The sequence below is a fragment of the Funiculus sociatus GB2-C1 genome (genome assembly GCF_039962115.1).
GTDB classification, from domain to species: domain Bacteria; phylum Cyanobacteriota; class Cyanobacteriia; order Cyanobacteriales; family FACHB-T130; genus Funiculus; species Funiculus sociatus.
In genome coordinates this window covers 73,476-88,806 of record NZ_JAMPKJ010000004.1, presented here as the reverse complement: position 1 = coordinate 88,806, position 15,331 = coordinate 73,476, and the positions used below count along the sequence as shown (strand labels likewise).

General features: G+C 46.3%; 11 protein-coding genes. 7 read left to right on the top strand and 4 right to left on the bottom strand.

The window, feature by feature from the left end:
* Nucleotides 1-31 precede the first annotated feature (31 nt).
* The gene (locus NDI42_RS03540) at nt 32-1,408 is read right to left on the bottom strand and encodes a serine/threonine-protein kinase (protein WP_190451378.1); all 1,377 of its coding nucleotides are present in this window, start codon (nt 1,406-1,408) and stop codon (nt 32-34) included.
* Nucleotides 1,409-1,557: 149 nt separating this feature from the next.
* Between NDI42_RS03540 and NDI42_RS03535 the strand changes: the two genes are divergently transcribed.
* The 4 genes from NDI42_RS03535 (at nt 1,558) to NDI42_RS03520 (ending at nt 5,639) form a co-directional block, all read left to right on the top strand.
* A complete protein-coding gene (locus NDI42_RS03535) occupies nt 1,558-2,469 on the top strand; it encodes a putative selenate ABC transporter substrate-binding protein (protein WP_190451376.1) in 912 nt (303 codons plus the stop codon).
* Between the two features lie 5 nt (nt 2,470-2,474).
* Entirely contained in the window at nt 2,475-2,930 is a 456-nt protein-coding gene (locus NDI42_RS03530; protein WP_190451374.1) for a GNAT family N-acetyltransferase, read from the top strand.
* Nucleotides 2,931-2,938: 8 nt separating this feature from the next.
* Nucleotides 2,939-3,694: a phosphonate ABC transporter ATP-binding protein gene (locus NDI42_RS03525; protein WP_190451372.1), complete on the top strand. Its 756-nt coding sequence runs from the start codon at nt 2,939-2,941 to the stop codon at nt 3,692-3,694.
* Between the two features lie 64 nt (nt 3,695-3,758).
* Complete coding sequence (locus NDI42_RS03520) at nt 3,759-5,639, top strand: PhnE/PtxC family ABC transporter permease (RefSeq protein WP_313930654.1); 1,881 nt, start codon at nt 3,759-3,761, stop codon at nt 5,637-5,639.
* Between the two features lie 8 nt (nt 5,640-5,647).
* Here NDI42_RS03520 and murD read toward each other — a convergent pair whose 3' ends face one another.
* The 3 genes from murD to NDI42_RS03505 all read right to left on the bottom strand — a co-directional run bounded on the left by murD (nt 5,648) and on the right by NDI42_RS03505 (nt 10,942).
* Entirely contained in the window at nt 5,648-6,997 is a 1,350-nt protein-coding gene (gene murD, locus NDI42_RS03515; protein WP_190451370.1) for a UDP-N-acetylmuramoyl-L-alanine--D-glutamate ligase, read from the bottom strand.
* Nucleotides 6,998-7,167: 170 nt separating this feature from the next.
* Nucleotides 7,168-9,345, bottom strand: a complete 2,178-nt coding sequence (gene glyS, locus NDI42_RS03510; RefSeq protein ID WP_190451368.1) for a glycine--tRNA ligase subunit beta — start codon at nt 9,343-9,345, stop codon at nt 7,168-7,170.
* 247 nt (nt 9,346-9,592) lie between these two features.
* Entirely contained in the window at nt 9,593-10,942 is a 1,350-nt protein-coding gene (locus NDI42_RS03505; protein ID WP_190451366.1) for a P-loop NTPase fold protein, read from the bottom strand.
* 761 nt (nt 10,943-11,703) lie between these two features.
* On the opposite strand from NDI42_RS03505, the gene NDI42_RS03500 reads away from it, so the two are divergent.
* The 3 genes from NDI42_RS03500 (at nt 11,704) to thiD (ending at nt 15,190) form a co-directional block, all read left to right on the top strand.
* Nucleotides 11,704-12,567, top strand: a complete 864-nt coding sequence (locus NDI42_RS03500) for a cell division protein FtsQ/DivIB (protein ID WP_190451364.1) — start codon at nt 11,704-11,706, stop codon at nt 12,565-12,567.
* A gap of 234 nt (nt 12,568-12,801) precedes the next feature.
* Nucleotides 12,802-14,079 (top strand): cell division protein FtsZ, encoded by a 1,278-nt coding sequence (ftsZ, locus tag NDI42_RS03495; RefSeq protein WP_190427064.1) that lies wholly within the window; start codon nt 12,802-12,804, stop codon nt 14,077-14,079.
* A 283-nt stretch (nt 14,080-14,362) separates the two neighbouring features.
* Entirely contained in the window at nt 14,363-15,190 is an 828-nt protein-coding gene (gene thiD, locus NDI42_RS03490; protein WP_190451362.1) for a bifunctional hydroxymethylpyrimidine kinase/phosphomethylpyrimidine kinase, read from the top strand.
* Nucleotides 15,191-15,331 lie beyond the last annotated feature (141 nt).

Here is a 15,331-nt window from a genome sequence, read left to right as displayed (position 1 = left end):
CAGCAAAATAGAGTGGGAGTCGGACAATTGACTAAGAACTAAGACGATAAAAAAGATTTAGCAAACCCACCCACCAACCAACCTCACAAAAAACATAGCCACTGGGGAGGTGTCCCAAAGGAGCTACGCAATCAAACATAAATTGCTCATAGTCAACCCAACAAGAGTTTATCCGCCATTGCAAGCGATCGCCTAAGTTACACATAATTTCATAATTGGCATTTTTCGTCCCGCCTATACTTTCCCAAATATGCTTTTGTACGCTAAAACCAAAGCGTCCCTTACTGTGCTTTATCCAAAGAGTGTCAATTAAACGAAGGTCTTTTGAGGGAAACATTTTAATATCTTCAACTCTCAGCCAGCCTTCCTTTTCTCTACCGGCTATTTTTAGCATGAGTGCCGCAGTTTCCTCATCCGCTTCTTTCCACTTTCCTAGCGCTAAATGAGCTTGTAAATTACGGTAATCTATCCCGAAAGATAAACTTTGCCTGTGAGTTAAAATATTCTGGTTAGTAGGAGTGTAACTTGCTTTAGATTGCCTTAAAGTTGGGCTAATATTTGATAATTCTTGCCCAGAAGTAGGAGTATTTAAAGTCAGCAACTCTATCCACTCCTGCACCGATTGAGGACGATTTTCTGGCTGAAACTCCAAACCTTGAAGAATCGCCCGATTAACTATATTACAAATATTGGGATTTATTTGCTGCGGTGCATCCAAGGGAATGCCAGCAGCCCTAGCGGGAGCAGGTAGCGGCACTTCTTGGGTAAGCAGATAGTAAAGCGTTCCCGCCAGTGCATAAACATCCGAATACTCTCCGCGTCTCGCTTGCAGTGCATACTGTTCGATAGGTGCAAAACCGGGAGTAAAAGTTTGCGTCTGAGTCTGCGTCAAATTTGGAATAAATTCTCGTGCAATGCCAAAATCAATTAGCACCGCTTCTAGTTTTCCAGTACGCACCATAATATTAGACGGCTTCACATCCCGATGTAAAAAGCCTCTATCGTGAATGAAAATTAGCGCTTCACCAATTTGTCGAATATATTTTAATGCTTCGGTTTCCGACAGTACGCCTTGCTGACTAACGCGCTGCCATAAATCTTCTCCCTCAACATACTCCATTGCTATGCAAGGTAGTTGCCCCTCAGAAAAGGCATTTTCAATCCTTACAATGTGCGGGTGTCTGCACACGGCTAGGCGTAGCGCTTCTTTCTCAAAATCTCGATTGAACTTGTCTCGATACGTCGTAAATTCGCGTTTATTCAATACTCTATCGTTCAGCGTCTTGATGACGACAGCATTCCCTTTTTTATCCCTAGCCAAATAGGTGATGCCACAGCCACCTTCTCCCAGCACCCGTTTGATAATATATCGCCCGCCATGCAACAGCTGCCCATCTGCCCAAACCATTGCTTAAATCTGTGACACTTGGGTTAATTTTGGCATACTGCCTGCCCTAATAAAACAATAAAGTATGGGAAAACTTGCGTTAATGTTGGCATAAAGCTACCAGCATCGTTTACACTATCTTCTGGCAAAGAGTGAAGTTCAAATCAGATATGAAAAAAGTCTTGTTGTCAGGTTTGTTGTTGCTGTCTCTAGGGGCTTGTTCGCCTTCCCCATCTGGATCAGTGGCGACTGGGTCAAATCAGGCAAAACAAGCTCTAGAAATTGGGGCAATTCCAGATCAAGATCCGCAAAAGTTGCAGCGTCAATATGACAAGTTAGCCACCTATTTAGAGAAAGAATTGGGTGTGCCAGTAGAATATAAGCCTGTCACAGACTACACCGCAGCTGTCACCGCATTTAAAGTGGGGGATTTAGATTTAGTTTGGTTTGGTGGATTGACTGGGGTGCAAGCACGCTTGCAAGTACCAGGTGCGGAAGCGATCGCGCAACGCGATATTGACGAGAAATTCCATAGTCTCTTCATCGCTAACAAAAAAACCGGGTTGAAGCCATTTAAAGATATTGCTGATTTAAAACAACTCAAAGGTCGTACTTTCACCTTCGGCAGCGAATCCTCCACATCGGGACGTTTGATGCCGCAATATTTCCTGCAACAAGCAGGTTTGAAACTAGAAGATTTTAAAGGCGAAGTCGGCTTTTCTGGCGACCACGATAAGACAATCAAATTAGTGGAAGTAGGTAGTTTTGATGCTGGTGCTGTCAACGAAAGCGTCTGGAAAAAGCGAGTTGATGCGAAAGAAGTAGATTTGAACAAAGTAGAAGTCCTATGGGAGACACCCTCCTACTACGACTATCACTGGGTAATTCACCCCGATGTTAAACAGCGCTATGGCGAGGATTTTGTTAAAAAAGTGCAAAACGCCTTTTTAAAACTAGACCCCAACGTACCAGAGCAAAAAGAAATTCTCGGCCTTTTACAAGCAACTAAATTTATTCCAACCCAAAATTCCAACTATGCTCAAATTGAGGATATTGGTCGGAAGATTGGCAAAATAAAGTGATGTAAATGACAGAAACAAACTTTAAAATTGCAGAAAAATCGGATACTGAAACTCTCCTACAGTTTATACGAGAGTTCTACGAGTTTGAACACCTAAAATTTGATAAATCCATTGTTCGCACAGCGCTGGCGAATATTTTGCATGATGATTCTCTAGGACGAGTGTGGCTGATCCAGCATGGCGACGAAGCGATTGGCTACGTTGTCCTTACCTTTGGCTACAGTTTGGAATTTCGAGGGCGTGATGGATTTATTGATGAACTCTATATCCGAGAAAGTTATCGCGGGCAAGGGGTAGGCATGAGCGTAATTCAGTTTATAGAAACTGTTTGCCCTTCTCTGGGAATTCAAGCACTCCATTTAGAAGTCGAGCAGAAAAATACAGCAGCACAAAACTTATATCGGAAGGTTGGTTTTAAAGATCACGATCGCTATCTCATGACTAAATGGATAGCAAACTAAGCAGAGAAATGAACTCATCTGCGCCAGTATTTGAACTGAAAAACGTTTCTAAGCAATTTGGACGCTTTGAATCTCTCGCTGATATTAACTTGCAGATTTGGGCAGGCGATCGCGTCGCCCTGGTTGGTTCCAGCGGCGCGGGGAAAAGTACCCTGATTAGCTTGCTGAACGGCACGCTACTACCCAGCGACGGGGAAGTAAGGGTACTTGGTCGCAACCTCGCCCAGCTTCGCCCGAAGTTGCTGCGCCAAGTCCAGCGACAAATTGGTACGATTTACCAGCAATTTCATCTAGTAGAGAATCTGCGGGTAATTCACAACGTCAATGCTGGACATCTAGGGCGCTGGTCGTTTCTAAAAGCTGCGGCTTCGCTGATTTATCCAATGGAAGTCGAGACAGCAGCAAAAGCTTTGGCGCAAGTCGGGATTCCGGAAAAGCTTTATGAACGCACAGATCAACTTTCTGGCGGTCAACAGCAACGGGTAGCGATCGCGCGCGTCCTCGTGCAAAATCCTACCGCTATTCTTGCCGACGAACCAATTTCCAGCCTCGACCCCGAACGCAGCCGCGAGATTATGGACTTATTGCGCCAGTTGAGTGTAGAAACGGGGAAAACTTTAGTTACCAGTGTCCACGCGATAGAATTTGCCCGGAGTCATTACCAGCGAATTATCGGTTTGCGACAGGGACGTATTTTATTTGATACACAAGCAGCAGCACTGTCCGACGCAATGATTGAGGAATTGTACAAAACCAACAACTAATGCTATATCCATTCGTAAAAATTCCTCTGCGTTCTCAGCGCCTCTGCGGTTCAAAATCTTAACCGTGTCCCAGACAAGCAAAAGCAAACCAACTAGCCTCCCCAAGCGCCCTTCCATTTTTAACTGGCGTACTTTCTGGGGATTGCTGTTTTTGGCATCCTTCGTTTGGTCGTTGCACTCAGCTGGCGTATTTGAAGCGGATTTAATTAACGAAGGAGGCTGGAACCTGGTTTGGCGCTTTCTGGTTGCTGCTATCCATCCCGACTTCAGCCGGGAATTTCTCCAGCTTACTTTAGATGCCACTTTTAAAACACTAGCTTACGCGGTTTGCGGCACCTTCTTCAGCGTACTGATCGGTTTGGCGGCTGGTATTCTTTCTTCTGAAGTTTGGTGGGAATCGGTACTCAAAACTCAAAAAAGGAAGCTAATAACTCAATCGCCTTGGCTGGTGGTAAGAGGAGTTTTGGCGATTCCAAGAGCAATTCACGAGTTAATTTGGGGATTGTTTTTCGTGAATATTTTTGGACTAGATCCCCTGGTGGCGGTGCTGGCGATCGCTATTCCTTTTGGTGCTATAACTGCCAAAGTATTCTCAGAAATTTTAGACGAAACGCCCCGTCAGCCACTAATGGCACTCCTCAATAGCGGCGTTCCACCTCTGAATGCTTTCATTTATAGCCTGATTCCCCAAGCTTTTCTAAATTTGCTTTCCTACGCTTTCTACAGGTTCGAGTGTTCGATTCGTTCCGCCGCCGTACTGGGAATTATCGGTGCTGGTGGATTGGGGTATCAAATTTTTCTCAGCCTCCAGTCTCTGCGCTACGAACAGATGTGGACGTTTTTAATTGCCTTAATTTTATTAACTGGTGCTACCGATTTCTGGAGTGCGATGCTGCGTCGCCGCTTGGGTGCGCCTTCTCGCCTAGATTTGAACGTCTTAAATCTTTCTGGGCGCAAAAAGCCTCTCTACCAAAATGACCCAGTGGTAAAGGTGTCATTTCTGGGTACTGTGGTTTTACTAATATTCTCCTTCTGGTACGTCCAAGCTGATTATTCTAAACTTTATTCGCCGCGAACCTTTCAACTTTTGGCAGGAGTGTTTCAGGATGCTTTTCCACCCGATTTCAGCCAGCTGAGTCAGCTATTCGAGCTTTCTGCTAAAACGCTGGCTATGTCTATTCTGGCAATGGCTGGGGCTGGATTAGGAGGAATTTTGCTTTCCTTCCCAGCAGCAAATAATTTCCTGTTGTCGGGGGGAGTTGGGGAAAAAAGATCCCCCCAACCCCCCTTGATAAGGGGGGCGGGAGAAAAAAATCTGTTGTCGGGAGGAGTTGGGGAAAAAAGATCCCCCCAACCCCCCTTGATAAGGGGGGCGGGAGAAAATCTAAAAACCTCCTTTTTAAGGGGGGCGGTAGAGAATCTAAAACCCCCCTTAAAAAGGGGGGCTAGGGGGGATCTCCGGGGAAATGTTGTGCTGTTTGTTACCCGGTTCCTGCTGTTAGTTGCTCGTGCTGTCCCCGAACCCATTTGGGCATTAATCTTTCTATTTGTATTATTTCCGGGGATTTTGCCCGGAGCGATCGCGCTTTCCCTGCACAACCTGGGTATACTAGGTCGTCTAATGGCGGAAGTGGTAGAAAATTTAGAACAGCGTCCAATAACCTCGCTTAAAGCATTGGGCGCTACTGATTCCCAAGTCTTCCTCTATGGCATCTTACCCCGCACCCTGCCCCGATTTGTTGCCTACATCCTCTACCGTTGGGAAGTCTGCATCCGTTCTACCGTCATTGTCGGGTTAGTAGGCGCTGGGGGATTAGGGCGTTTGCTGGCGGAACAACTGAGTAGCTTTGACTACAAAGGTCTTTTCACCACTTTAATTGTCTTTCTCGTCCTCACTTTTTCGGTAGATTTAATCAGCGCCTCAGTGCGACGGTCTTTAAGGTAAGAACCTAACTAAGCTAGCTGCTGACAAAGTTGTCGGAAATGGTCGCCTCTTTCCTCAAAGTTTTGATATTGGTCGAAACTAGCACAAGCAGGAGAAAGTAAAACAACTTTAGCACCATGCTGCTCGGCTAATTCCGCACCTCTGACTACAGCCCTCTCCATAGTTTCTACAATTTCGTAGCTGGAATAGTCAACTCTAGCCAACGCTTTTGCAAACGTATCTGCGGCGCTACCAATCAGTAACACAGCGGCGGCTTTAGCTTGAATTGTCTCTATCCAACTGGTATCATCTCCAGCTTTGGGTTCACCACCAGCAATCAGGATGGCGGGATAGTTGACAGAAGCTAACCCGACTTGTGCAGCATCGTAGTTGGTAGCTTTGCTGTCGTTGATAAAGTCAACTCCCGCCAGAGTGCGAATGTGTTCTAGACGATGAGAAACACCGGGGAAATTAGCGATCGCGATCGCAATCGCCTCTTTCTCAATTCCCGCCAATCTTGCTGCTGCTACCGCCATCAACAGATTTTGCAGATTGTGTTCTCCCACCATTCTTAAAGCTGATGTCATCACAATTTGTTCGTCACCAGCCACCACCCAACCATCCTCGATGTAAACTCCCCCATCGCGATCGCCAATTAGTTTAGCTTTGCCTTTTACACTCGTCCAGCAAGCATTGGGAAAGCTATCGGGTGCATTCTTTCGCAAATAAGCATCGTCACCGTTGATTACTTGCTGGCGCGCCTGACGCAACAGACGCGCTTTAATGTCGTAGTAATTCTCTAAAGTTTTATGGCGGCTGAGGTGATCTGGTGTAAAAGTTGTCCAAACGCCAATTCTAGGAGCAATAGAATTAGAAGACTCAATTTGATAACTGCTAACTTCAGCAATTACCCAGTCGGGAGGAGTTTCGGATAACGCTAGTTCGCAGGCAGCATAGCCGATGTTACCGCAAGCCGGAGCATGAAAACCAGCGGCTTGAAAAATCGCCGCAATCAAAGCCGTTGTCGTAGTTTTGCCATTAGTACCAGTAATTCCCACCCAAGGACAAGACTGGAGATATCGCCACGCCAGTTCCATTTCTCCAATTGTCTCGATCCCCAACTCTCTAGCCTGGACTAATAAAGGTGCATCCCAAGGTACGCCAGGACTGACGACAATCAGCTGGGGTAATGTACCAACCAGTTCCAGGGAATAGCCAAGCTTAACAGTAATTCCCTCATCCTCAAGCTGTTGTTGCTGTTCGTGCAGGCTTTCGGCGGTATTGCGATCGCTTACCGTCACCGAGTAACCTTCCCGTTTTAACAATCGTGCAGCAGCAATTCCCGACTTTCCCAAACCGATAATATGAGCGATGGGCATAGCTAACTTGGCCGTACAAATTCCCTAGTTTCGCAACCCCTCATCATACCGCAATAACGGTATTTAAAAACCTCTTTCACTCTAATAACTTCCTTCTTTTTCTTAACTTCGCGCTCTTAGCCTCTAAGCGCAAAACGCAGGCTACGCCAAGGCGGTTCTTTTCTCCTCTACTAACTCTTCACAATTGCGCCAAAATCTGCCAAAACCCGCGCATGATTCCGCAGTAACCCCAACAAATTTAAACGATTCTTGCGGATTTCCAAATCCGCATCCATCACCAAAACACTTTCAGCACCATCAAAGAAAGTGCTAACAGTAGGAGCTATCTTACTTAAAGCATCTACTAGCTGCTGATAATTTCGCTGCTCTTGAGATGCTTTAGTTTCGGGAACTAGCTGCACAATTGCATCGTAGAAAGCTTGCTCCGATGATTTTTGAAATAATTCTGGACGCACCACAGCCGATGGTGACAACTCAACTTTATCTAAATCGCCTTGGGAAGCCAGACGAGTAGAACGGTTGACAGTTTCGTAGATTTCATCTAGCTTGCCATTATTGCGGATACTTTGGAGAAATAAAGCGCGATCGCGTACATCCAATAAATCCTTTAACGCCCGTTCTGTATACTCCGGATCGTTTTCTCCCAGTACCGCATTCACCAAGTCATAGTCAATATTTCGCTCATCTTGTAGCAAGTTACGGATGCGCTGTAAGAAGAATTCCTGCAAATTACGTAACAACTTCTCACCTTGATTTTTCGGATGTTTCACCACAAAATCTGCCACAGCTCCTTGCAGCAATTGATGCAAATTAATAGCTAAATCTGCCGCCCAAGTAATGTTAGCTAAATCTGCCGCCCAAGTAATGTTAAGAACAGCATTTGCCGCCCGACGCAGAGCAAACGGATCTGAAGAACCTGTTGGTAACATTCCCAGCCCAAAGATACTCACTAAAGTATCCAATCTGTCTGCCAGCCCCACAACTTGACTTGTTAGATTTTGAGGAAGTTTATCCCCGGCTCCTCGTGGCAAATAATGCTCAAAAATTGCTGCTGCTACCGCTTCTGATTCGCCACTAGCCAAAGCATATTTTTGACCCATTACACCTTGCAATTCTGGAAATTCTCCCACCATCTGAGTCACAAGGTCAGCTTTACAAAGTAAGGCGGCGCGTTGGATATTCTGCCGCTCATCCGCTGATAATTGCAGTTGTTCGCTAATACTGCTAGCAATTTTTCCCAGCCGTTCCACCTTTTCCCGTACCGAACCCAAATCTTCTTGAAAAGTGACTTTTTCCAGTTTGGGCAAATAACTTTCTAAAGGCTGAGATAAATCAGTTTTGTAGAAATACTGACCATCAGCTAAACGGGCGCGAATCACTCGACCATTGCCTTCAGCAATAATGTCTGATTTGGCTGGATCACCATTAGAGATTGTGATAAAATAGGGGATTAACTCGGTTTTGTTCTCATCTTTAAATACTGGAAAATAACGCTGATGAGTCACCATGACAGTAGTAATTACTTCTGGCGGTAAACTCAAGAATTCCGGGTCAAAGTTACCAATAACTGCTGTAGGCAATTCAGCTAAATTAGTGACTTCTTGGAGCAAATCTGGGTATATTTCAGAGTAGCCATTGAGCTTTTTAGCAGCAGCCTGTACTTGTTCTTGAATTTTGGTTTTCCGCGCCTGGGGGTCAACTTCCACAAAGGCAGAACGTAGACCATTGACATAATCTGAAGCTTGGGAAATTGTCACGAGTTCGGGGTGCAAGACGCGATGAGCGCGGGTTGTGCGATCGCTCTTAATCGTCTCGGAACCATTTACAATCTCAATTGGCAGCACCTGGTCATCCCACAAAGCCACCAACCAGCCAATCGGACGGGGAAACTTCAGATCCCCATCTCCCCAGCGCATAAACCGCTTCCCTTCTAATCCGAAAATCCATTGCCAAACCAGCTGTGTGAGAATTTCAACCGTTGGTCGTCCGGGGATGGTTTGGCGAACAAAGACAAAATCCCCTTTATCGGTGGGGCGAATTTCCAACTGATCGAGTTCCACCCCCAGCTTACGAGCGAACCCTTCTGCGGCCTTGGTAGGTTTGCCATCTTTAAACGCCGCCTGTGCTGGTGGCCCTTTAACTTCTTCTTCCCGATCCGGTTGCTGAGTCGGCAAACCTTCAATTAGCACGGCTAAACGCCGGGGGGTGGCGTAAACTTCAATTTTCTCGCTAGTGAGGCTATTTTCAGTAAGACTTGTAGGAATGCGCGATCGCCACTGCGCGATCGCTGCATCCACAAAATTTGCAGGTAATTCTTCTGTACCAACTTCCAATAAAAACGTACTCATAGCGGTATCTCTTTAACTATCAGGGGCTTCTGGGTTACAAGCCAGTTTAAACAGTTTACCGCGCTCCGAATCCAGATACTGTTATCCTCGTATTCTTCCAGCCTCCGACTAAGAACGGATGCAGCATGGCTACGCCTCCCCTCTTGCAGCCAAAAAAAACTGACGCCTAATGTGTTAGCTTCGCTTAACACATTAGGCATTCCCCGCCGGAGACTGGAAGGAGAGAAGAAATTCTTTTTTTGCCTTTTTATTTTTGGAACTGTAACTCATTCATAGCCGCGAAAGACATGAATTTGGGCGTTTCTGTCAAAGCCGGATTCAGCCCAAACCAGCGCCCCTGCTCGTCGCGATATTCAAAGACAAACATACTTCTAAGCAGACTCTGGTATTCTTTCTCACCCTTAAGAGTTTGCAATTGCACCACTTGAAACAACAAATCCCACTCCTCTTCATCAATGGCCAGCACCAAGTCATCGCGATACTCTTTAATCACGTTCTCTAAACAGCTGCGCGAAAATGGCGGATCTTCCTGCTGAAGACAACTGTAGAGTAATCCCAAGAGGTTTCGCACATGACCGCCGCTGACGCGACACAATCGGGCAAGGGTTTCCGGAGAATCGAAAATCTCTGTTATTAGCAAATGATGCTGCTCTGGCGCTACCTCTGGAAAAGCACGCGCCATCACCATTTTTCGCAGCAAAGTCATTCCCGGTTCGCAGTCACTACCATCTCGGTTTCGCACTGGTACCATTGGCAATACTTTGGGAGCAACCCCACCCCCCAAACGATTTTTCAGGGTTTCGTAATCGTTTGAGAAAATCAATGCCAGGGGTATTGTGTAAACTACATGGCAATTCAGGCGGCGTAACTGTCCGCCTCGGTCGATAAACAGGTACTCTGGCAAAAGTTTCTGCGAACCTGCTAAGGGGCGAGTATTATCCAGGCGATCCAGGTTATCGATAATCACCACCAACCCTTTTTTACCACGTCGCTTCAGTTCCTCGTTCGCCCGTTTTAGCAATTCTTCGTTGATAGCTTTCAAAAAGCCTTCGGTTCGAGGTTCCAGATACTGGCGTAATTGATCCCGGAGTTTGGGACTGTCTTTGGTTTTGGCGGTAATTCTGCCAATACCGATGGATAACTCGGCTTCAGCTGAAACGTCGATGGGAGTTTGCAGGATATCTTTAATTTCAGTGAACAGATTGGCAAAGTAACTGGGTTTTAGCCGAATCTGAATTTCTTCGAGGCTTTCGCTGACTTGACGCGCGATCGCCAGTAAAATATCGCTGATATCTACATCCGCCATGTCTAGTTCTTGACCAGACTCGAAATAAACTACATGAAATTTCTGTGCCTCCAAGTCGGCTTTCAGGCGAAACAGTTCTGTAGATTTCCCACAGCCGATATGCCCTGTAAACATCTGACTGGTAGGATCGTCGGGCGAAATTCGGGTAATAGTTCGCCCAATTGCCTCAATGATTTTTCCACCCCGTACAGAGGAAAAATCGATATAGTACGAACGATCCTCCGGCTTCGAGAAGATTAGGGTCTTGGCTGGGTTACAGGCTTTATAAAATCTAATTAAGTCCAGTTTCATTTAGACCTCAGTTATGTTAAGGGCATCCCTCTGGGTACCTCCCTTCTACTTCTACCGGATAGCTTCCCTTAAATTTCCCCTCTATGGGTTGGAGGGTAGCACCCCCCTGCACATAAATGTATTCGTTTTGGTATTCTTTTTGCGTATAAAATGTATGATATATGCCCTTTCTATGAGAGCGGATTACTTATTAGAGATAGGAATGGCGGGGCGAAGTTTAAACGCGATCGCTTTTATCCTCCAGCCGGAAAGACACAGTTTGTCTTTTTTTGCTACTCACTCTTTGGGCATCCGCAAGAGGCTGGTGTGAGAGGACAATCGGGTGAATTTCCATACCTACCCCAGTTCCTAGTTCCCCTCTGGTGCCGCAAGCAAAAGAAGAAAAAAGGATTTTGTCTGGGGATCAATCGAAAATTTTCTTGATAATCTTCCTAAAGTGATTCCATGATGGCTCTGACACGTTAATATCTAGACGTTGTAATATTCCGCTACACTTCCTGACGACCCGTGTTGAAAAGCGAAAAAGATTTCACATCACCTAGATGTAAGCTGGGATTACATGGGTTTTGTGATCGTTATTTTTTGCCAACGGTCAGATACTTTTGCCGCGATATTTCCCTCTCAGGTGGGAATGGGATCGACTCCCGATATCTCGGTTAAAGTTACGTAGGGTTATCAAGCTTGATAACTCCCCAAACAGAACTTTTTTTTGTTGAGTGCAGTACGTCTGGCGCACCAAAAACTCCGATTGAGAAGTTAGGATGACAAGCATCGCATCAGTATCTCAGACAGAATTGACCCAAAGACGGCAAAAGTTACGTCGCCAACGACGGATGAAATCTTTTCAGGCGGTTTGGCGAAGTCTATTCATCGCTGGATTGGCTGGCGGTTTAGTTTGGGTAACGACTTTACCAGCCTGGGTGATCCTAAAACCAGATCAAATTGAGATTGAAGGCAATAAAATTCTCTCAAAACAAGCGATTCAGTCGCTACTGTCGCTTTCCTACCCGCAGTATTTGCTGCGCCTGCAACCGGAAATTATTGCCGAAAAGTTGGAATTGCAGCCAGCCATAGAACAAGCCACCGTTACCCGGCAACTGTTTCCCCCCAGTTTGACTGTACAAGTTAAAGAGAGACATCCGGTAGCGATCGCTCTTTTAGCCCGCACTTCTTCCCCAACCAAAACAACACCTCGTGCGGGATCACCGCCCCAGCCCTTATCAGCTGGTTTGTTGGACGAAGATGGTGTCTGGATGCCCTTAGAAAGCTACGCCGGACTAAAGCCAACTATTCCCTTACCCACCTTAAAAATCATTGGCTATAGAGATGAATATCGCCCCTATTGGTCAGCACTTTACCATGCAGTAAGCCGCTCCCCAGTCAAGGTTTTTGAGATAAATTGGCAACAACCAGCCAATTTAATTCTTCGTACTGAGCAAGGAATGGTACATTTTGGTTCTTATAGTTCCCGATTTGCCTATCAGCTGGCTGTCCTCGATCGAATGCGCGATTTGCCAGCCCATCTTTCCACTAGCCAAATTGCCTATATCGACCTGAAAAACCCAGATTCTCCAGCCATTCAAATGAAAAAAGTCACCGCCCCCGTGACAACCAACAACCCTTAAAATCATAGGTGCAACTAACTCATGCTTAAGCCAGAAGTCGTCCCCCGAAATTAATTAATTCTTTATACTGCATTTTAAGAACAGCATCATCCTTCAGACAGTTGCCGCCAGACCTCTTTAGGAACGTCAATGCACCTATGACACTCGTTGGTTTTAAGGGTCAACTTACCCTATAGTTGACTCATATCGCTTCCCTAAACTGAAAAAGCTGTTTATTGACCCTTCCTATTTGCAATGACGCTCAATAGTAAACCAGGGCTTGACAATCAAAGCTCACATACCACAGGAAACGCTCTTCGTCCACTCTCCGTGGACAACGCCAACCCGTTTAACAACGCTGGGTTACATTTAGGTCAACACGATGCCAGCAAGACACCCAAGGAAGAAACCAGGAGTGACAACATCGTGCCAGGTAGCGTCGCCAAAATTAAAGTGATTGGTGTTGGTGGGGGTGGAGGCAATGCGGTTAATCGCATGATCGCCAGTGATGTAAGTGGCGTTGAGTTTTGGTCAATCAATACAGATGCCCAGTCACTATCGCACTCGTTAGCCCCCAGACGCTTGCAAATGGGACAAAAATTGACACGAGGTTTGGGTGCTGGCGGCAATCCTGCCATCGGGCAAAAGGCAGCAGAAGAATCGCGGGACGAAATCGCTCATGCCCTAGAAAACACCGATTTGGTGTTCATCACCGCTGGTATGGGCGGCGGTACGGGTACTGGCGCTGCCCCCGTTGTCGCGGAAGTGGCTAAAGAAATGGGAGCATTGACGGTGGGTGTTGTCACTCGTCCTTTCACCTTCGAGGGACGCCGCCGCACTTCTCAGGCAGATGAAGGCATTGCCGCTTTGCAAAGTCGGGTGGACACCCTAATCGTGATCCCCAACAATAAGTTGTTGTCGGTAATTCAAGAACAAACGCCAGTACAAGAAGCCTTCCTAATGGCAGATGACATTCTGCGCCAGGGTGTGCAGGGGATATCTGATATTATTACTATCCCCGGCCTGGTAAATGTTGACTTTGCCGATGTGCGCGCAGTGATGGCAGATGCGGGATCGGCGATGATGGGAATCGGTGTTGGCTCTGGGAAATCAAGAGCCAGAGAAGCCGCAGTTGCCGCAATTTCTTCCCCCTTGCTAGAGTCCTCGATTGAAGGAGCTAGAGGTGTAGTATTTAACATTACAGGCGGCAGCGACTTGACGCTACACGAGGTGAACGCCGCAGCGGAAACAATCTATGAGGTTGTCGATCCCAACGCTAACATCATCTTTGGAGCTGTGATTGATGACAGGCTGCAAGGCGAGGTGAGAATTACCGTTATTGCTACGGGATTTAGTGGAGAAGTTCAGTCCACACCAGCAGCGAGAGAAACGCGCACTCCCAGACAACCGCAGCGCCCAGTGGCACCAACACCAGTTCCTCCACCCACGCCTACTTATGAGCCTAGGCCAGAAGCTGGCTCTGGATTGGATATTCCAGACTTTCTCCGCAGACGCCGTCCACCACAACGTTAGAAGAATTAAAAATTAAAAATAAAGCATTAAAAATCAAAAATTTTTAATCTTTAATTTTTAATTTTTAATAATTGGTGGGAAATTTATTAGCAGGATGCGACATTCTTGGACACTGCCAAGAGCGCTGTAGGTTTAGCTATTTGTACAATCTATATTTTTAAGGCGGAATCGGGTCAATTTAATCGCAATATGAGGTAACAAGTAATAGGTAACAGGTAATGAATACTACTTACGATGTACTTGATTCCCCCAATTACCTTTTTACCAATTACCAATTTCTAATATGAGTGTTACAGACAAATCAAGCGTTCCTGTTGCTCTTACCATCGCTGGTTCCGATAGTGGCGGCGGTGCGGGTATTCAAGCTGATTTACGAACGTTTGCCTTTCACTGCGTTCATGGCACCAGTGCTATAACTTGCGTGACGGCTCAGAATACGGTCTTGGTGACGCGGGTTGATGCTCTACCTGTAGATGCGGTTGTCGCTCAGATTGAGGCGGTGGTGACGGATATCGGCGTGCAAGCAGTGAAAACGGGAATGTTGCTCACAGCGGAAATTATCGCGGCTGTGGCGCAGCAGGTGGAAGTTATGAAACTTAATAATTTAGTGGTAGATCCGGTAATGGTATCGCGCACGGGCGCTGTGTTGATTAACGATGAGGCTGTGGCAACTTTACAGAATGTCTTGATCCCCAAGGCAACGATTGTGACACCGAACCGCTACGAAGCTCAACTATTGAGCGGTTTACAGCTTCATACTCTAGATGATATGCGGGCTGCTGCCCAACGCATCCATCAGCTGGGAGCAAAGGCTGTATTGGTCAAGGGAGGAGGAATGCAGGGAAATTTACGCGGCGTTGATGTCTGGTTTGATGGTCACAAATTGGAAACTTTGAAAACGGCGGTGGTGGATACCAGCAATACTCATGGGACGGGTTGCACTCTGGCAGCTGCGATCGCTGCTAATCTAGCTCTAGGGTGCGATCGCTTATCTGCGGTACAAAAAGCCAAAGATTACGTCACCACTGCATTAAGATACTCTTTAGCCATTGGTCAAGGTCAGGGCCCCGTAGGACACTTTTTTCCCCTCCTGCAAGGAAATACACCCTGAGTCTAGACACTTTCGGGTTGACAATCTAAAATTTCTAAATTTACAGGCTTGTGTGGTTGTAACTAGAGCAAATTTGTTAAAAAATGGCTGTCAGAGTCGCGCAATTTTACACTATTGTTGCCTTACAGAACTTAGGCTAAA

Bases quoted from the DNA above. Each gene is read 5' to 3' on its own strand.
- glyS (WP_190451368.1), bottom strand. From the start codon at position 9,345: ATGAGTACGTTTTTATTGGAAGTTGGTACAGAAGAATTACCTGCAAAT.
- NDI42_RS03505 (WP_190451366.1), bottom strand. From the start codon at position 10,942: ATGAAACTGGACTTAATTAGATTTTATAAAGCCTGTAACCCAGCCAAG.
- NDI42_RS03500 (WP_190451364.1), top strand. From the start codon at position 11,704: ATGACAAGCATCGCATCAGTATCTCAGACAGAATTGACCCAAAGACGG.
- thiD (WP_190451362.1), top strand. From the start codon at position 14,363: ATGAGTGTTACAGACAAATCAAGCGTTCCTGTTGCTCTTACCATCGCT.
- murD (WP_190451370.1), bottom strand. From the start codon at position 6,997: ATGCCCATCGCTCATATTATCGGTTTGGGAAAGTCGGGAATTGCTGCT.
- ftsZ (WP_190427064.1), top strand. From the start codon at position 12,802: ATGACGCTCAATAGTAAACCAGGGCTTGACAATCAAAGCTCACATACC.
- NDI42_RS03540 (WP_190451378.1), bottom strand. From the start codon at position 1,408: ATGGTTTGGGCAGATGGGCAGCTGTTGCATGGCGGGCGATATATTATC.
- NDI42_RS03525 (WP_190451372.1), top strand. From the start codon at position 2,939: ATGAACTCATCTGCGCCAGTATTTGAACTGAAAAACGTTTCTAAGCAA.
- NDI42_RS03530 (WP_190451374.1), top strand. From the start codon at position 2,475: ATGACAGAAACAAACTTTAAAATTGCAGAAAAATCGGATACTGAAACT.
- NDI42_RS03535 (WP_190451376.1), top strand. From the start codon at position 1,558: ATGAAAAAAGTCTTGTTGTCAGGTTTGTTGTTGCTGTCTCTAGGGGCT.